Here is a 15,408-nt window from a genome sequence, read left to right on the forward strand (position 1 = left end):
CGTGGTCGGCGGCGGACCGCCCGCCCCCACCGGGGGGTTGCCGTTCCCGCTCACGCCGGGTCACCCTCGCGCATCGGCACGCGGACCTGCCGCTCGTCGGCGACCGACTCCGCGATGTCGTAGCCGGCGTCCACGTGCCGGATGACGCCCATGCCGGGGTCGTTGGTCAGCACGCGGCGGATCTTCTCCCCGCCGAGCTTCGTGCCGTCGGCGACCGTGACCTGGCCGGCGTGGATGGAGCGGCCCATGCCGACGCCGCCGCCGTGGTGCAGGGAGACCCAGGAGGCGCCGGAGGCCACGTTCACCATGGCGTTCAGCAGCGGCCAGTCGGCGATCGCGTCGGAGCCGTCGAGCATGGCCTCGGTCTCGCGGTACGGGGAGGCGACGGAGCCGCAGTCGAGGTGGTCGCGTCCGATGGCCAGCGGCGCGGCCAGCTCGCCGCTCGCGACCATGTCGTTGAAGCGCTCGCCGGCCTTGTCGCGTTCGCCGTAGCCGAGCCAGCAGATCCGGGCGGGCAGGCCCTGGAAGTGGACGCGCTCCCCGGCCAGCTTGATCCAGCGGGCGAGGGACTCGTTCTCCGGGAACAGGTCGAGGATCGCCTTGTCGGTCTTCGCGATGTCGGCCGGGTCGCCGGACAGGGCGGCCCAGCGGAAGGGTCCCTTGCCCTCGCAGAAGAGGGGGCGGATGTAGGCGGGGACGAAGCCGGGGAAGGCGAAGGCGCGGTCGTACCCGGCGAGCTGGGCCTCGCCGCGGATGGAGTTGCCGTAGTCGAAGACCTCGGCCCCGGCGTCCATGAAGCCGACCATGGCCTCGACGTGCCGGGCCATGGACTCGCGGGCCCGCTGGGTGAACCCGGCCGGGTCCTTGGCGGCGGCGTCGGCCATGTCCTCGAAGGCGACGCCGGCCGGCAGGTAGGCGAGCGGGTCGTGGGCGGAGGTCTGGTCGGTGACGATGTCGATGGGGGCGCCCTCGGCGAGCATCCGCGGGAGCAGCTCGGCCGCGTTCCCGAGAAGACCGATGGACAGCGGCCTGCGCGCGTCGCGGGCCTCGGTGGCCAGCTGGAGCGCGTGGGCGAGATCGTCGGCCTTCACGTCCAGGTAGCGGTGCTCGATGCGGCGCTCGATGGCGCGCGGGTCGCAGTCGACGCAGATCGCGACGCCGTCGTTCATGGTGACGGCGAGCGGCTGGGCGCCGCCCATGCCGCCGAGGCCGGCCGTGAGGGTGATCGTCCCGGCGAGGGTGCCGCCGAACTTCTTCGCGGCGACGGCGGCGAACGTCTCGTAGGTGCCCTGGAGGATGCCCTGGGTGCCGATGTAGATCCAGGAGCCGGCGGTCATCTGGCCGTACATGGTGAGGCCGAGGGCCTCCAGGCGGCGGAACTCCTCCCAGTTGGCCCAGTCGCCGACCAGGTTGGAGTTGGCGATGAGGACGCGCGGCGCCCACTCGTGGGTCTGCATGACGCCGACGGGGCGGCCGGACTGGACGAGCATCGTCTCGTCCTGCTTGAGGGTCCTCAGCGTGCGGACCATGGCGTCGAAGGAGCGCCAGTCGCGGGCGGCCTTGCCGGTGCCGCCGTAGACGACGAGCTTGTCGGGGTGCTCGGCGACCTCGGGGTCGAGGTTGTTCTGGAGCATCCGCAGGGCGGCTTCCTGCTGCCATCCCAGGGCACTCAGTTCCGTACCGCGCGGAGCTCGGACGGTGCGGGGTCCTGACATGGTCTGCCTCCCAGCGGACGGTGACGATGACTGTTGAGGTTGCTATTCACATCCTGGCTTCATGAATAGAGCTAGTCAATACATCCGTGCGCCAGCGGGGGCACCCGGTCGGTGTTTGGCTGGACGCGGTGGTGCGGACGACGACGGGACGGAGGACGCGGTGGACGCGGTGGACGAGGCGGCGGGGATCGAGGCGCACGACGGACGGCGGGCGGCACGGCGGGACGAGGCGGTGCGGGCAGCCGTGGAGCGGGGTCTGCTCGGCCCGGACTCCCCCGTCGTCGGCCTGCTCGACGTCACCGGCATACGGGAGTCGGCGGCGGCGCTGCGGGCGGCCTTCGACGCCGTGGTGGCGCCCGGCACCCCCGTGCTGCACGCCTTCGCCGTCAAGGCGTGCCCGCTGGTGCCGGTGCTGCGGCTGCTGCACGAGGAGGGGGTCGGCGCCGAGGTGGCCAGCCCCGGCGAGCTGGCGCTGGCCCGGGCGGCCGGCCTGCCCCCGGAGGCGACGGTCCTGGACTCGCCCGCGAAGACCCCGGCCGAGCTGCGCCAGGCGCTCGCCCTGGGCATCGCCGTGAACGCCGACAATCCGCAGGAGCTGGACCGCCTCGACACCCTGACGCGCTCGGCCGCCAGCCGCTCCCCGCTCGGGCTGCGGGTGAACCCGCAGGTCGGCGGGGGTTCCATCGGGGCGACGTCGACCGCCACGCCCACCTCGAAGTTCGGCGTGGCGCTGCGCGATCCAGGGGCCCGCGCGTGGGTCGTCCAGGCGTACCGGGACCGTCCGTGGCTGACCCGGCTGCACACGCACACCGGGTCGCAGGGCATCCCGCTGTCCCTGATGGCCCAGGGCGTGGCGGAGGCGTACGCGCTGGCGGAGGAGATCAACGAGGCGGTCGGACGGCGGCAGATCGACACCCTCGACCTCGGCGGCGGACTGCCCGTGAACTTCGCCTCGGACGCGACCACCCCGACCTACGCGCAGTACGCGCGCCTGCTCGCGGAGGCGGTGCCGGGGCTGTTCGACGGCCGCTACGGCCTGGTCACCGAGTTCGGCCGGTCCCTGCTCGCCAAGCACGGCACGATCGTGGCGCGGGTCGAGTACGCCAAGAGCGCGGGCGGGCGGCCGGTCGCGATCACGCACGCGGGGGTGCAGGTCGCCGCGCGGACGGTGTACATGCCGGGCAGCTGGCCGCTGCGGATCGCCGCGTACGACGCCAAAGGGCGCCCCAGGGAGGGGCCGGACGTGACCCAGGACGTGGCCGGGCCGGCCTGCTTCTCCGGCGACCTGCTGGCCGAGCGGGCCTCGCTGCCGCTGCTGGAGCAGGGGGACCACGCGGCGGCGCTCGACACCGGGGCGTACTACTTCGCGCACCACTACGCGTACAACTCCCTGGCCCGGCCCGGGGTCTACGGCTTCGCGGCCGGCGCGGACGGGGAGGTCGCGTTCGCGACGGTACGGGAGCCGCAGTCCGTCGAGGAGATCGTGGCCGAGTCCGGAGGGGCGCACGTCACCGCGCTCACCACTCTCGCCGAGCACGGGCGCCGTTGACGCACCCCGGGCAGCACTGCGAACAGGCGAGGTCAACTCACCTGCGGAGGTGGTCAGTCGACCCACCCTAGCCACTCGGCGCATGTTCCACCGGAAAATGCCCGAACGCTCACCCGCCGCACACACGTTGCGTAGTTTGGCGGTCACTCAGCCGGACCCCAGGCGGGAGGGGAGCGACGGTGCCCGGAATCGACGAGTGCTTGCTGGAGACGATGCGACTGCCAGGTGCCCGGGGCGCGGCACTCGTGGACTGGACGAGCGGGCTGGCCCTGGGCACGGTGGGCGACCCTCCGGGAGGTGACCACGAGACGGCGGCCGCCGAGGCGGCAGAACTGGCCCGGCTGGCCGCCGAGCAGCAGGCGTTCGGCCCGCAGGACGGCGGCGACCCCGCGGATCCCCCGGTCGAGGACGTGATCCTCAGCAACCGCGACAGCTACCACGTGCTGCGGTTCGTGCCGACGTCGTTCGACAGCAGCGTGTGCCTGTACCTGTGGCTGGCCCGCTCGGACGGCAATCTCGCGCTGGCCCGCATCCGGCTCGGCGAGATGGCCGAACGGCTGGTGCTGGGATGACCGTGATCGCCGACACCCCGCCGCCCCGGCTTCCGGTCCGGGACCGGCAGGCGGCCCTCCGGGAGAGCCGGGGTGTGGTCTCCCCGATGCTGACCCGGCTCGCGGACGAGCACGCCACCGGCGTCCTGCACCGCGAGCACGGCACGCTCCACCTCGTCGACGGCCGGGTGGTGCACGCGGAGAGCCCGCTCGCCCCCAGCCTCGGCACGCTGCTGACGGCCCACGGCGGTCTCGACGCCACCGCGTGGCAGGACGCCGAGGACACCGCCGACGAGGCCCATCTGCTGCGGCACGGCGTCACCGCCGGCGTGCTGGAGCTGGCCCAGGTCAGCGCCCTGTACGACGCGGCGTACTTCGCGCTCGCCCCGAGCAGCACGCCCGGCCGCTTCCGGTACGGCGGCGCCCACTGGCTCGCCGCCGTGCACCCGGTGCCGGTGGACGACCTGGAGCGCGAGACGCTGCGCCGCCGCGCCCTGCTGCGGCACATCTGGCCGGACCCGGCGATCGACGGCGCGCCGCTGGTGCGGGCCGACCCGGTCGCGGCGCCCGCGGTGCCGTCCCGGCAGGCGGCCGTACTGGCCCGGGTGGACGGCGTCCGCAAGGCCGTGGACATCGCGCGGGAGCTGGGCAGGCCCGCCTTCCACACCCTGGTGCACCTGCGGCGGCTGGCCGCGGCGGGCCTCGTCTGCGCGCGGACACCACTTCACCAGGACCATCCGTCCGACGCCGCCGGCGATCCCTATGTCGCGCTGCTGAAGAGGGTCAGGGATGCGCTGGAGGCCCTTTGACCGCAAGACCTTCGAGGACCGCGACACGGCGGACGGGCTGCCCCGCCCGCCCCAGCGGTCCCGTGCCGAGAGGAGAAAACTGATGGCGGCCGAGGCCGCACTGCTCGACGAGTTCCGCCGGCTCAGGGCCCGGGTTCCCCAGCTGACGGGGGCCCTGGCGGCCGGCGTCGACGGCCTCGTCCTCGCCCACGACACACCCGGCGTCGAGCCGGACGGCCTGGCCGCGCTCACCGCAGCGGCGCTCGGCGTCGCGACGCGCGTGACGGACGCGACCGGCCGGGGCGACTTCCGCGAGCTGCTCATGCGCGGCACCGGCGGCTATGTCGCCACCTACGCCGCCGGACGCACCGCCGTGCTGACGCTGCTCGCCGAGGACGGCGTCAACGTCGGCCGGCTGCACCTGGAGGGCCGCCGCGCCGGCGCCCGCATCGGCGAACTCGTCGACGCCGAGGCGGCGCTGCCGCGACGGAACCCGGCCGAGAGCTCCGCGAAGGAGCCCGCCAGACCCATGCCCACCCGTACGAGAAGCACGCGCGCCGCGCGGACCGCCGCGAACGCGCGCACCACTACCGAAAGTTGAGAGGACACCACGTCATGGCCAACACCGAGACCGCTCTGAAGGAATGCCTCGCGTCGATCGAGGGGGCGACCGGCGTCGCGCTCGTCGACTACACCAGCGGAATGGCCCTCGGCACCCTGGGCGGCAGCAAGACCTTCGACCTCAACGTCGCCGCCGCGGGCAACACCGACGTCATCCGGGCCAAGATGCGCACCATGGAGCACCTCGGCCTCAAGGGCGGCATCGAGGACATCCTGATCACCCTCAACGACCAGTACCACCTGATCCGGCTGCTCACCGGGCGCGGTGGCAACGGCCTCTTCATGTACCTGGTGCTCGACGCCAAGCGCGCCAACCTGGCCATGGCCCGGCACCAGCTGAAGAAGATCGAGGAGGAGCTGGAGGTGTAGGGCGCCGGCCTCACACCAGCGCCGCGGTGCGGCGGCGGGCCCCGCCCGGGACCGCGTCGCCCGCGGCGATGCCGGTGCTGCGGTAGCCCTTCACGGCCTTGCCGGCCGGGCGGCCCGACCGTGCGTCCAGCCAGTCGACCCGCACCCACAGCAGAACGCCCCCGGTCAGCTCACGGCGGCCCAGCCAGGCCGCCTTCAGCCACAGCCCCGCCCCGCAGCCCGCCAGCAGCAGCCCGCCCGCCACCGGCACCGCGAACGCGGAGGCCACGGCGGCGGCGAGGGCCACCAGCAGCCACCAGCGGTGGCCCCTGCGCCAGGCGCGCACGCTCACCGCCCGGTCCTGGAGCGCGTCCTGCTTGGCGGCCCGCGCGGCCGAAGCGATCAGCGCGGCGTACCGTCCGCGGCGGGCGTACGAGACGACGGCGAGGGCCACGAGGAACAGCGCCGCCCCGGCGAGCCCGCCGATCCGGCGCCCCGTCAGGCCCGGCACCAGCGCACCGACACCGGCCGCGCACACCCCGGTCCACCACAGCGGCGCGGCCCCGGCCCGTACGACGACGGCGACCCGAGCCAGCCCATGTCCTCCACCGCGCACCACGTTCAGCCTCCCGTCTCGTTGTCGTCCAGACACCTGTGGCGGGCAGGTTAGCCAGCCAACATGAGATGAGCATGAAGAGCGCACGGACCGGTTCACTCGACGAACAGCCCCCGTGCCGCCGCCCGTGCGTCGAACTCCTCCAGGCGCGCCTGGGCGTCCGGCAGGTCGTCGCACATGGCCTCCAGCAGGACCCGGCCCAGCAGCATCGGCGCGCACGCGGTGTCGAAGGCGAGACCGGTGCCGACGGCCGCGGGCAGCAGTAGGTCCGAGGCCCGGGCGACGGGTGCGAAGGCGGAGTCCGCCACGGTCACGACCGTCAGCCCGGCCTCCTTGGCGTAGACCAGGGTGTCCACGACCTCGCGCGGGTGCCGGGGCAGGGCGAAGCAGAGCAGGGCACTCGCCCCGGCCCGGACGGCGGCGTCGAGCCGGTCGTGGAGCATGCTGCCGCCCTCGTCCAGCAGCCGGACGTCCGGGTGCACCTTGGCGGCGAAGTAGGCGAAGCCGTACGCCTGGGCGGCCGCGGCGCGCAGCCCGAGGACGGGCAGCGGGCGGGAGGCGGCGAGGACGCGCCCGGCGCGCTGCACGGGACGCGGGTCGGCGAGCGCCTCGGCCAGGTGGCGCAGGTTCTCGATCTCCGCCTCGACGGCCTGCTGGTACTCGTTGTACGAGCCGGTGTCCGGGGCCGGTTCGGCGGGCGCGACCTCGCGCAGGTACCGGCGCAGCGCCGGGTAGCCGTCGAAGCCGAGGGCGACGGCGAAGCGGGTCACGGACGGCTGGCTGACGCCGGCCAGTTCGGCCAGCTCCACGCTGGACAGGAACGGCACGTCGGCGGCCCGGCGCACCATGCTGTGGGCGATGCGCCGCTGGGTCGGTGTCAGCCGGTGCCCCTCGAACAGCGTCTGGAGCCGCGCGGCGGGACCGTCCGTCCCGGTCGTGTTCCTGTCGGCGCTCATGCCGCGCTTCCCCTCCAGAGGTCGGTGAACCGGTCCAGCAGTGCCGCCGCCGCGGTGACGTCGCCGGTGAGCGGGCGGTCGGCCGGGTCGTCGTCGAGCACCGCCTCGGCCAGCTCCAGGGCCCGGCCCGCCGGCAGCGCGGGGTCCGGCCGCAGGTCGCGCTGGCGCAACGCCCGTACGGCGGAGACGAGTTCGCAGCCGACGACGAGACGGTACGCGTCGCACGCGCGCAGTGTCTGCCGCGCGGCGAGCGAGGCGAAGCTGGCCTGCTCCTCCACGCCCCGGGAGAGTACAGCGTGCCCGAGGGAGGCGGGGGCGGAGAACGCGCGCAGATCGCCGAGGGCGGCGCCGGCCGCGTACTCCAGGATCATCACGCCGGACGCGGCGGGCGCGGGGTCGGCGAGGAACGGCCGAAGGCGTGTGTAGGCCGGTTCGTTGAGGGTCGACAGCCGGGACGTCGACAGCCGGGCGACCTGCGTGAGCGCGAGCCGGAAGTGGTCGAGGGCCAGCGCGAGTTGGGCCTGGTAGAAGCCGCCGTGGTGGTAGGCGGCCATGTCCTCGGGGGAGATGAGGGGGTTCTCGGCGGCCGCGTTCATCTCCACCGTGAGCACGTGCTCCAGGGCGTCGGCGGCGTCGTGCGCGGGGCCGTGGATCTGGGGCAGGCAGCGGAAGCCGTACGGGTCCTGGATCCGGCCGAGCGGCGGGGTCGGCCGCTCGTCGGCGCCGATGAGCCGCCGCATCCGGCGGGCGGCCTCGGAGCTGCCCCGGTGCGGCCGGGCGGCGTGCACGGGAGCGGCGTACGCCTCGTGGGAGCCGTCGACGGCGAGCAGGGAGAGGGCGGCGACGACCTCGGTGGCGCCGACGAGCCCGCGCAGCTCGTGCAGGGCGAGAGCGGCCTGGCCGAGGGTGAGGGCGTTGCTGCTGATGAACGCGAGGGCGTCGTTGTTGTCCAGCGGCTGCGGCGCGGGCGCCCCGGGGCCGCGCCAGGGGTGCTCACCGGCGAGCGCGAGGCCGGCCTGGGCGAGGGCCGCGATGTCGCCGGTGCCGACGGAGCCGAACTCGTTGACGGCCGGGTGGGCGCCGCCCTCCAGCGCCTCGCACAGGGCGGTGACGACGCTGGGGCGCAGGCCGGAGCCGCCCGCGAGCAGCTGGTTGGCCCGTATGGCGAGCATGGCCCGCACCTGCCGGGCGGGCACCTCCGCGCCGATGGCGCCGGCGTGGCTGCGCAGCAGCCGCAGCCCGTGCCCGGCGGCGGCCTCGGTGGGCACCGGCTCGTTGCGGTTGGCGCCGACGCCGGTGGAACGGCCGTAGACCCGTCCGGTCGCGGCGATGAGGCGGGCGGCGTCCCAGGACACCTCGGTCCGCTTGAGCGCGTCGGGCGCGGGCACCGGCCGCGCGATGCCGTCGGCGAGGCGCACGACGTCCTCCACGCCGAGCCCGGCCCCGTCGAGGACGACCGGCCCGGTGTGCCCGGGAGACGGGACGCCCGGCAGGTCCACGCACCGCGACCCCATCGACCAGCACTCCCCTCACGCCGTTATTCAGCTAGAAAGAACTCTGCATGACGCTATGCAGCCGGGCAAGGGACGTCTTGCGTCCCGGCCCGTGCGCCCGGGTGGCGGGCGGGGCTTCCCCCGCCGTGAGAGGGGGGTTGTCCCCAGTGCGTGAGGCTCCCGCCGCTGCCTACCGTGGGCGTATGACCGCAATGGACGCGCAGGGCCCCGAGCTCAAGAAGGAACTCGACGCCACGCTGCAGGCCCGCAGGGAACTCGGCGAGGAGTACGAGTCCGCGCTGGTCGACTCGTTCCTGGAGAAGGTCGACCAGCGCATCGACGGCGCGGTCGAGCGCCGGCTCCGCCGGCAGCTGGCCGAGCAGCAGATGACGGCGGCCAGGGGCGCCCGGTCGTCCCGGCCCACGGACAGCTGGGGCGAGCGCTTCGGCTTCGGCATCGTCTCGCTGGTCCTGGCGATCCCGCTGTCGGCCATCGGCGGCGGCGTCGCCCAGCTGCCGGGGCTGCTGGTCGCCTGGGCCGGGATCGTCGGCGTGAACGTCGCCCAGGTCGCGCGCACCAGCCCGGGGCTGTTCCGGGGCGGGCGCCACGGGGCCGGCAAGGGCGACGACGCCTGGGAGGACTGAGAGGTTTGTGCGCGGGGACCGCCGCACCCCCGTCACCGGGGGGCGGGACGACGGCGGTCCCCGCGAGGGACGTCGACCGGGTCAGGGCCAGGTCTCACGTCCGGGCGTCCATGGAGGTCCGGGAGCCGCTCCGGAGGTCCTTGGACGTTCGGCGCCGGCTCGGGCGGGGAGCCGCTCCCGCCCGTCTGCCGACACCCATCAATGTGCCGGACGCGTGTTAAGCGTGTGCTGCGTCGACGTGACACGCTCGTACCACTTCGGCGACGGCCGGGACCGCCGGTCACCGCACGTTCGCCGCCGGCCCGGCCCGTTCGCCGTGGATCCGCCGCTACTTCCCGCCCTTGGCCAGGAAGGCCAGCAGGTCCTGCCGGCTGACGACCCCGGTCGGCTTGCCCTCGACGAGCACGATCGCGGCGTCCGCGGCGCCCAGCACCGACATCAGGTCGCCGACCGGCTCGCCGGAGCCGACCTGCGGCAGCGGGGCCGACATGTGCTTCTCCAGCGGGTCCTCCAGCGAGGCCCTCTTGGTGAACAGGGCGTCCAGGAGCTCGCGCTCCACGACGGAGCCCACGACCTCGGCGGCCATGACGTCGGGGTGACCGGCGCCCGGCTTGACGATCGGCATCTGCGAGACGCCGTACTCGCGCAGCACCTCGATGGCCTCGCCGACCGTCTCGTCGGGGTGCATGTGGACGAGGGACGGGATGGCGCCGTGCTCCTTGTCGTTGAGGACGTCGGCGACGCGGGCGCTGGGGCCCTCGTCCTCCAGGAAGCCGTAGTCGGCCATCCACTCGTCGTTGAAGATCTTGCTGAGGTAGCCGCGGCCGCTGTCCGGCAGCAGGACCACGACGACGTCGTCCGGGCCGAGCCGCTCGGCCACCCGCAGCGCGCCGACGACCGCCATGCCGCAGGAGCCGCCGACGAGCAGGCCCTCCTCCTTGGCGAGGCGCCGGGTCATCTGGAAGGAGTCCTTGTCGGACACCGGCACGATCTCGTCGGCCACCGTCCGGTCGTAGGCGCTCGGCCAGAAGTCCTCACCGACGCCCTCGACCAGGTACGGCCGGCCGGAGCCGCCGGAGTACACCGAGCCCTCGGGGTCGGCGCCGATGACCTTGACCTTGCCGTCGCTGGCGTCCTTCAGGTAGCGGCCGGTGCCGGAGATGGTGCCGCCGGTGCCGACGCCCGCCACGAAGTGGGTGATCTTCCCCTCGGTCTGCTCCCACAGCTCGGGGCCGGTCGAGTGGTAGTGGGAGAGCGGGTTGTTCGGGTTGGAGTACTGGTCCGGCTTCCACGCCCCGGGCGTCTCGCGCACCAGCCGGTCGGAGACGTTGTAGTACGAGTCGGGGTGCTCGGGATCGACGGCGGTCGGGCAGACGACGACCTCGGCGCCGTACGCGCGCAGCACGTTGATCTTGTCGGTGCTCACCTTGTCGGGGCACACGAAGATGCACTTGTACCCCTTCTGCTGGGCAACGATGGCCAGCCCGACCCCGGTGTTGCCGCTGGTGGGCTCGACGATGGTCCCCCCGGGCTTCAGCTCCCCGCACTGCTCCGCCGCCTCGATCATGCGCAGGGCGATGCGGTCCTTCACGGAGCCGCCCGGGTTGAAGTACTCGACCTTGGCCAGGACGGTGGCCTGGATGCCCTTGGTCACGTGGTTGAGCCTCACCAGCGGGGTGTTGCCGACGAGGCTGATCATCGAGTCGTGGAAATGCACCGTTGTCTCCGGATGCTGCAAAAGATGCGGTCGTAGTGGTTCCGCCAGCCTATGGCCTGCACGAGACCCGTGAAGGTCGTTCACTCGCCGTGGGGATTGGGCCACCGTCCGTGCGGGGCAATCAGTTGATGTACGGCTATGAGGAGGTGGCGGCGACGCATGACGAGCATGTCCAGGGCACGGGTGGCCCGACGGATCGCGGCGGGCGCCGCGTACGGCGGGGGCGGTATCGGTCTGGCGGGCGCGGCGACCGTCGGCCTGCTGCTCGCCGAGGTGCGGATGGCCAGGCGCCACGTCGGCAACGGCACGACCGACCACGTCCCGAACGCCGACGGCCGCTACGGCCGCCACTACGACGCCCCGGGTGAGACCGCGCTGCGCCTGACGCTGCTGGGCGACTCGACCGCCGCCGGGCAGGGCGTGCACCGGGCGGGGCAGACCCCGGGGGCGCTGCTGGCCTCGGGGCTGGCCGCGGTGGCGGAACGCCCGGTGGTGCTGCGCAACGTGGCGCTGCCGGGGGCCCGGTCCGACGATCTGGACCGCCAGGTGGCCCTGGTGCTCGCGGACTCCGCCGCGCCGCCCGACGTCTGCGTGATCATGGTCGGCGCCAACGACGTCACCCACCGGATGCCGCCGACGCGTTCCGTCCGGCACCTGTCCTCGGCGGTCCGGCGGCTGCGCACGGCCGGCGCGGAGGTCGTCGTCGGCACCTGTCCGGACCTGGGCACGATCGAGCCGGTGCAGCAGCCGCTGCGGTGGCTCGCCCGGCGGGCCTCGCGTCAGCTGGCGGCCGCCCAGACCATCGGCGTGGTCGAGCAGGGCGGGCGCACGGTGTCGCTGGGCGATCTGCTGGGCCCGGAGTTCGAGGCGAACCCGCGCGAGCTGTTCGGCCCCGACCACTACCACCCCTCCGCGGAGGGGTACGCGACCGCCGCGATGGCGGTCCTGCCGACGGTGTGCGCGGCGCTCGGCCTGTGGCCGGCGGAGGAGGAGCGCCCCGATGTCACCCGCCGCGAGGGCTTCCTGCCGGTCGCCCGGGCCGCCGCCGAGGCCGCTTCGGAGGCCGGCACGGAGGTCACGGCGGCGATGCCGACCGGCCCGAAGGGGCCCTGGGCGCTGCTCAAGCGCCGGCGCAGGCGCAGGCTGGGAGAGGCGGAGCCGTCGCCGGCCGGCTCGTCCGGCGTACGCGAGGCCCCGTGAGCCAAGCAAGCGCTTAGACAATTGCGGTCAGGGTCACACCCCGATACCCGTGACCCTCCGGGTACGGACGGGTAACTTCCCTCACAGCCCTGCCCGACCCACCGGTATGCGCACCCTCCGCCGACGCCCCCGCAAGGAGGCGCCGCGCGCCGCGCCCTTCGACTGGAGCCGTGATGCCCGAAGCCGTCATCGTCTCGACCGCCCGCTCCCCCATCGGCCGCGCCTTCAAGGGCTCCCTGAAGGACCTCCGTCCCGACGACCTCACCGCCACGATCATCCAGGCCGCCCTCGCCAAGGTGCCCGAGCTGGACCCGCGCGACATCGACGACCTGATGCTCGGCTGCGGCCTGCCCGGCGGCGAGCAGGGCAACAACCTCGGCCGGATCGTCGCCGTGCAGATGGGAATGGACCACCTGCCTGGCTGCACGGTCACCCGTTACTGTTCCTCGTCGCTGCAGACGAGCCGGATGGCCCTGCACGCCATCAAGGCCGGCGAGGGCGACGTCTTCATCTCGGCCGGCGTCGAGACGGTCTCCCGCTTCACCAAGGGCAACTCCGACTCCCTGCCCGACACGCACAACCCGTTCTTCGCCGAGGCGGAGGCCCGCACCGCCGAGGTCGCCCAGCAGGAGGGCACCACCTGGCACGACCCGCGTGAGGACGGCCTGGTGCCGGACGCCTACATCGCGATGGGCCAGACCGCCGAGAACCTCGCCCGCTGGAAGGGCGTCACCCGGCAGGACATGGACGAGTTCGGCGTCCGCTCGCAGAACCTCGCCGAGGAAGCCATCAAGAACGGCTTCTGGGAGCGCGAGATCACCCCGGTGACCCTCCCCGACGGCACCGTGGTCAGCAAGGACGACGGCCCCCGCGCGGGCGTCACCCTGGAGGGCGTGCAGGGCCTCAAGCCCGTCTTCCGCCCCGACGGCCTCGTCACCGCCGCCAACTGCTGCCCGCTGAACGACGGCGCCGCCGCCGTCGTCGTCATGTCGGACACCAAGGCCCGCGAGCTCGGCCTCACCCCGCTCGCCCGCATCGTCTCCACCGGTGTCTCGGGCCTGTCCCCCGAGATCATGGGCCTCGGCCCGGTCGAGGCGTCCCAGCAGGCGCTGCGCCGCGCCGGCCTGACCATCGACGACATCGACCTGGTCGAGATCAACGAGGCGTTCGCCGCGCAGGTGATCCCCTCCTACCGCGACCTCGGCATCCCGCTGGAGAAGCTGAACGTCAACGGCGGTGCCATCGCGGTCGGCCACCCCTTCGGCATGACCGGCGCCCGCATCACCGGCACGCTCATCAACTCCCTCCAGTTCCACGACAAGCAGTTCGGTCTGGAGACGATGTGCGTGGGCGGCGGCCAGGGCATGGCCATGGTCATCGAGCGCCTCAGCTGACCCCGTCGGCGACCCCTGCGTAGTCGCCTCACGACCGAGTGTGAGCCGTCGGCCCAGAACCCGGGAAACCCCTTGGTTCTGGGCCGATTTGTGATCCAATCTCCCCCAGGATGTGACCTATCTCCTTCGCTGGGGGTATTCACGCAGCTCAGAGCCGTTGCACCACCCGTCCCCCGACCCAAAGGCCTGTCCGGTTCGTGACGTTACGCACTGACAGCTGGATGGTCCGCCCTTCAAGCTGATGTAGGAAGTCGGGGGTCGACTTTGAACCGGGAGTACGTCAGTGAGCGCCATGCCGATCGCCCTGCTGCTCATCACGGCCGCCACCGGCGCCGTGGGCGTCGCCGTCCTGCGCACCCTCATGGTGCTGCGTCGACAGGTCGCGGCCCTGCACACCGAGCTCGCCCGGGGCAACGCCGCGCGGACCGCCGGCCGCGTCCCGCAGGCCCGGCTCTCCGCCGACGCGGAGGAGATACGCGCCGCCGTCGCCGAGGCCCTCGCCGAGGAGCGGGAGCGTGAACTGGCCGAGGCGCGTGCCTTCTGGGCCGCGCAGGAGGCCCGGGACGGCTCCGACGGCCCCACGCTGCTGGGCCTGGCCGACAGTGAGCTGTTCCTGCCCCGGCAGGCCGACCTCGCGGGCCTCGACCACCTGGAACCGGTCGCCGAGCCGGCCGCGGACGCCGACGAGCTCACCCCCAAGGACCTCGTGCAGCCGGGCACCCCGACGGAGTCGCCCGAGCTGGCCGCCGCCCGCCGCCGGCACCCCTCCCACCCGGACTTCGTGCCGGTGCAGTCGCCGGTCGTGAACGACCATGAGCGCACCGTGGCCACCCTGGAGGACCTGGCCGCCTCGGCCATCGGGCTGACGGACGTCCGTCCCGGCCCGCTGGGCACGCTGGACGTGTACGTGTTCGCCGACGGCACCACGCTGTGCATGACGCCGGGTCACCGGGAGACGGCCGAGCGGCTGGCGGCGGCCCTGCGCGCCGGCGAGACGCCGGTCCTGCTCGGCGGCTCGGGTGTCTCCGGGGCGTACACCCTGACCTTCGCCTGCGGTGACGACAACGTCTACATCCTGGCCGACCGGGTCATAGCGTCCCTGTAGGCCGGGTGGTCCGGGTGGTCCGGGCCCGCTCTCAGACCCCCGCGCGCTTCTGCGCCTCCTCCACCAGCCGCACCGCGTCCTCGACCTCGTCGTCGGCGCTCAGGACGACGGCCAGATCGTGCACGGCGACGGTGATCTGGTCCGCCGCGGCGAACATGCCGGCGTCCGGCATCTCCCGGGGCTCGGCCTCCGGGTCCTCCAGCAGCTGCGCCCGCCGGGACAACTCCCGCGCCAGGCCCAGGGCTTCGCTCGCCGCCCCGCGCTGCAGCCGGCTCTGCGGAGCGGCCCTCAGACGATCGGCGAAGTGATCCACGGCACGGGTCAGGGGCGTCGTATCAACCACGACCCCAACCTACGCGCCGCGGCGGCACTGTTGCCAACGGGCCGACGCTCAGGCACGGTGACCTGAAGGACCGGCTTACATCCCCTGCGTTCGGAGGCGCCGATGTCCCAAGTCTTCTCCGAGGAGACCCATCGCAACCTGCTCGCCCGTATCCCCCATTGCACCGGTCGTGAAGTGTCCGACTGGCTCCGTGCCGTCGAAGAAGGCCCCGCTCTCTTCAACTTCGAGGAGAAGGTCAGCTGGCTCCGCCACGAGCACAACCTCGCGTACGGCCACGCGAAGGCGATCATCCACGAGTACGACCTGAGGAGGGCCGCGCGCAATCTGCTCTGAGGCCGCCGGCCAGGGCAGGTACACGCGCCACGACC

The 15,408-nt window shown here is 73.5% G+C and carries 16 protein-coding genes; 10 read left to right on the top strand and 6 right to left on the bottom strand.

Annotation, left to right across the window (positions count from 1 at the left end; genetic code table 11):
• Window positions 1-50: 50 nt before the first annotated feature.
• Window positions 51-1,715: a urocanate hydratase gene (gene hutU / locus ABZ899_RS04750; RefSeq protein ID WP_361340714.1), complete on the bottom strand. Its 1,665-nt coding sequence runs from the start codon at window positions 1,713-1,715 to the stop codon at window positions 51-53.
• 61 nt (window positions 1,716-1,776) lie between these two features.
• Here hutU and ABZ899_RS04755 point away from each other — a divergent pair, with 61 nt between their 5' ends.
• The 5 genes from ABZ899_RS04755 to ABZ899_RS04775 all read left to right on the top strand — a co-directional run bounded on the left by ABZ899_RS04755 (window position 1,777) and on the right by ABZ899_RS04775 (window position 5,593).
• Window positions 1,777-3,264, top strand: a complete 1,488-nt coding sequence (locus tag ABZ899_RS04755; RefSeq protein WP_361340716.1) for a diaminopimelate decarboxylase — start codon at window positions 1,777-1,779, stop codon at window positions 3,262-3,264.
• A 179-nt stretch (window positions 3,265-3,443) separates the two neighbouring features.
• Entirely contained in the window at window positions 3,444-3,836 is a 393-nt protein-coding gene (locus ABZ899_RS04760) for a hypothetical protein (RefSeq protein WP_361340718.1), read from the top strand.
• Window positions 3,833-4,624, top strand: a complete 792-nt coding sequence (locus tag ABZ899_RS04765) for a transcriptional regulator (RefSeq protein ID WP_361340720.1) — start codon at window positions 3,833-3,835, stop codon at window positions 4,622-4,624. Before ABZ899_RS04760 ends, ABZ899_RS04765 begins: the two co-directional genes overlap by 4 nt.
• An 82-nt stretch (window positions 4,625-4,706) precedes the next feature.
• Entirely contained in the window at window positions 4,707-5,204 is a 498-nt protein-coding gene (locus tag ABZ899_RS04770) for a roadblock/LC7 domain-containing protein (protein ID WP_361341540.1), read from the top strand.
• A 14-nt stretch (window positions 5,205-5,218) separates the two neighbouring features.
• A complete protein-coding gene (locus tag ABZ899_RS04775; protein ID WP_062664557.1) occupies window positions 5,219-5,593 on the top strand; it encodes a hypothetical protein in 375 nt (124 codons plus the stop codon).
• A gap of 10 nt (window positions 5,594-5,603) precedes the next feature.
• On the opposite strand, the gene ABZ899_RS04780 is transcribed toward ABZ899_RS04775, so the two are convergent.
• From ABZ899_RS04780 to ABZ899_RS04790, 3 genes are all read right to left on the bottom strand, one after another.
• The gene (locus ABZ899_RS04780; protein ID WP_361340722.1) at window positions 5,604-6,191 is read right to left on the bottom strand and encodes a hypothetical protein; all 588 of its coding nucleotides are present in this window, start codon (window positions 6,189-6,191) and stop codon (window positions 5,604-5,606) included.
• 92 nt (window positions 6,192-6,283) lie between these two features.
• Window positions 6,284-7,144 (bottom strand): MurR/RpiR family transcriptional regulator, encoded by an 861-nt coding sequence (locus tag ABZ899_RS04785; RefSeq protein ID WP_361340725.1) that lies wholly within the window; start codon window positions 7,142-7,144, stop codon window positions 6,284-6,286.
• Window positions 7,141-8,658, bottom strand: a complete 1,518-nt coding sequence (locus ABZ899_RS04790; RefSeq protein WP_361340727.1) for an aromatic amino acid ammonia-lyase — start codon at window positions 8,656-8,658, stop codon at window positions 7,141-7,143. The genes ABZ899_RS04785 and ABZ899_RS04790 overlap by 4 nt, the downstream gene beginning before the upstream one ends.
• A gap of 182 nt (window positions 8,659-8,840) precedes the next feature.
• Here ABZ899_RS04790 and ABZ899_RS04795 point away from each other — a divergent pair, with 182 nt between their 5' ends.
• Entirely contained in the window at window positions 8,841-9,281 is a 441-nt protein-coding gene (locus ABZ899_RS04795) for a hypothetical protein (RefSeq protein WP_361340729.1), read from the top strand.
• Window positions 9,282-9,609: 328 nt separating this feature from the next.
• Here the strand turns inward: ABZ899_RS04795 and ABZ899_RS04800 are convergent, their stop codons facing one another.
• Complete coding sequence (locus ABZ899_RS04800) at window positions 9,610-10,998, bottom strand: cystathionine beta-synthase (RefSeq protein ID WP_361340732.1); 1,389 nt, start codon at window positions 10,996-10,998, stop codon at window positions 9,610-9,612.
• A gap of 159 nt (window positions 10,999-11,157) precedes the next feature.
• On the opposite strand from ABZ899_RS04800, the gene ABZ899_RS04805 reads away from it, so the two are divergent.
• The 3 genes from ABZ899_RS04805 (at window position 11,158) to ABZ899_RS04815 (ending at window position 14,697) form a co-directional block, all read left to right on the top strand.
• Window positions 11,158-12,198, top strand: a complete 1,041-nt coding sequence (locus ABZ899_RS04805) for an SGNH/GDSL hydrolase family protein (RefSeq protein WP_361340735.1) — start codon at window positions 11,158-11,160, stop codon at window positions 12,196-12,198.
• Between the two features lie 173 nt (window positions 12,199-12,371).
• Window positions 12,372-13,592: an acetyl-CoA C-acetyltransferase gene (locus tag ABZ899_RS04810; protein ID WP_361340738.1), complete on the top strand. Its 1,221-nt coding sequence runs from the start codon at window positions 12,372-12,374 to the stop codon at window positions 13,590-13,592.
• 283 nt (window positions 13,593-13,875) lie between these two features.
• Entirely contained in the window at window positions 13,876-14,697 is an 822-nt protein-coding gene (locus ABZ899_RS04815) for a hypothetical protein (RefSeq protein ID WP_361340740.1), read from the top strand.
• 31 nt (window positions 14,698-14,728) lie between these two features.
• Here the strand turns inward: ABZ899_RS04815 and ABZ899_RS04820 are convergent, their stop codons facing one another.
• Window positions 14,729-15,040, bottom strand: coding sequence for a hypothetical protein (locus tag ABZ899_RS04820; protein WP_361340743.1), 312 nt, complete (start codon window positions 15,038-15,040; stop codon window positions 14,729-14,731).
• Window positions 15,041-15,142: 102 nt separating this feature from the next.
• Between ABZ899_RS04820 and ABZ899_RS04825 the strand changes: the two genes are divergently transcribed.
• Window positions 15,143-15,373, top strand: coding sequence for a DUF4287 domain-containing protein (locus ABZ899_RS04825; protein WP_055624215.1), 231 nt, complete (start codon window positions 15,143-15,145; stop codon window positions 15,371-15,373).
• The last annotated feature ends 35 nt before the right edge of the window (window positions 15,374-15,408 follow it).

The organism is Streptomyces sp. NPDC046859, from assembly GCF_040645135.1.
Lineage (GTDB): Bacteria > Actinomycetota > Actinomycetes > Streptomycetales > Streptomycetaceae > Streptomyces.

Bases quoted from the DNA above. Each gene is read 5' to 3' on its own strand.
- ABZ899_RS04825 (WP_055624215.1), top strand. From the start codon at position 15,143: ATGTCCCAAGTCTTCTCCGAGGAGACCCATCGCAACCTGCTCGCCCGT.
- ABZ899_RS04790 (WP_361340727.1), bottom strand. From the start codon at position 8,658: ATGGGGTCGCGGTGCGTGGACCTGCCGGGCGTCCCGTCTCCCGGGCAC.
- ABZ899_RS04805 (WP_361340735.1), top strand. From the start codon at position 11,158: ATGACGAGCATGTCCAGGGCACGGGTGGCCCGACGGATCGCGGCGGGC.
- ABZ899_RS04785 (WP_361340725.1), bottom strand. From the start codon at position 7,144: ATGAGCGCCGACAGGAACACGACCGGGACGGACGGTCCCGCCGCGCGG.
- ABZ899_RS04755 (WP_361340716.1), top strand. From the start codon at position 1,777: ATGAATAGAGCTAGTCAATACATCCGTGCGCCAGCGGGGGCACCCGGT.
- ABZ899_RS04775 (WP_062664557.1), top strand. From the start codon at position 5,219: ATGGCCAACACCGAGACCGCTCTGAAGGAATGCCTCGCGTCGATCGAG.
- ABZ899_RS04770 (WP_361341540.1), top strand. From the start codon at position 4,707: ATGGCGGCCGAGGCCGCACTGCTCGACGAGTTCCGCCGGCTCAGGGCC.
- ABZ899_RS04765 (WP_361340720.1), top strand. From the start codon at position 3,833: ATGACCGTGATCGCCGACACCCCGCCGCCCCGGCTTCCGGTCCGGGAC.
- ABZ899_RS04810 (WP_361340738.1), top strand. From the start codon at position 12,372: ATGCCCGAAGCCGTCATCGTCTCGACCGCCCGCTCCCCCATCGGCCGC.
- ABZ899_RS04795 (WP_361340729.1), top strand. From the start codon at position 8,841: ATGACCGCAATGGACGCGCAGGGCCCCGAGCTCAAGAAGGAACTCGAC.
- hutU (WP_361340714.1), bottom strand. From the start codon at position 1,715: ATGTCAGGACCCCGCACCGTCCGAGCTCCGCGCGGTACGGAACTGAGT.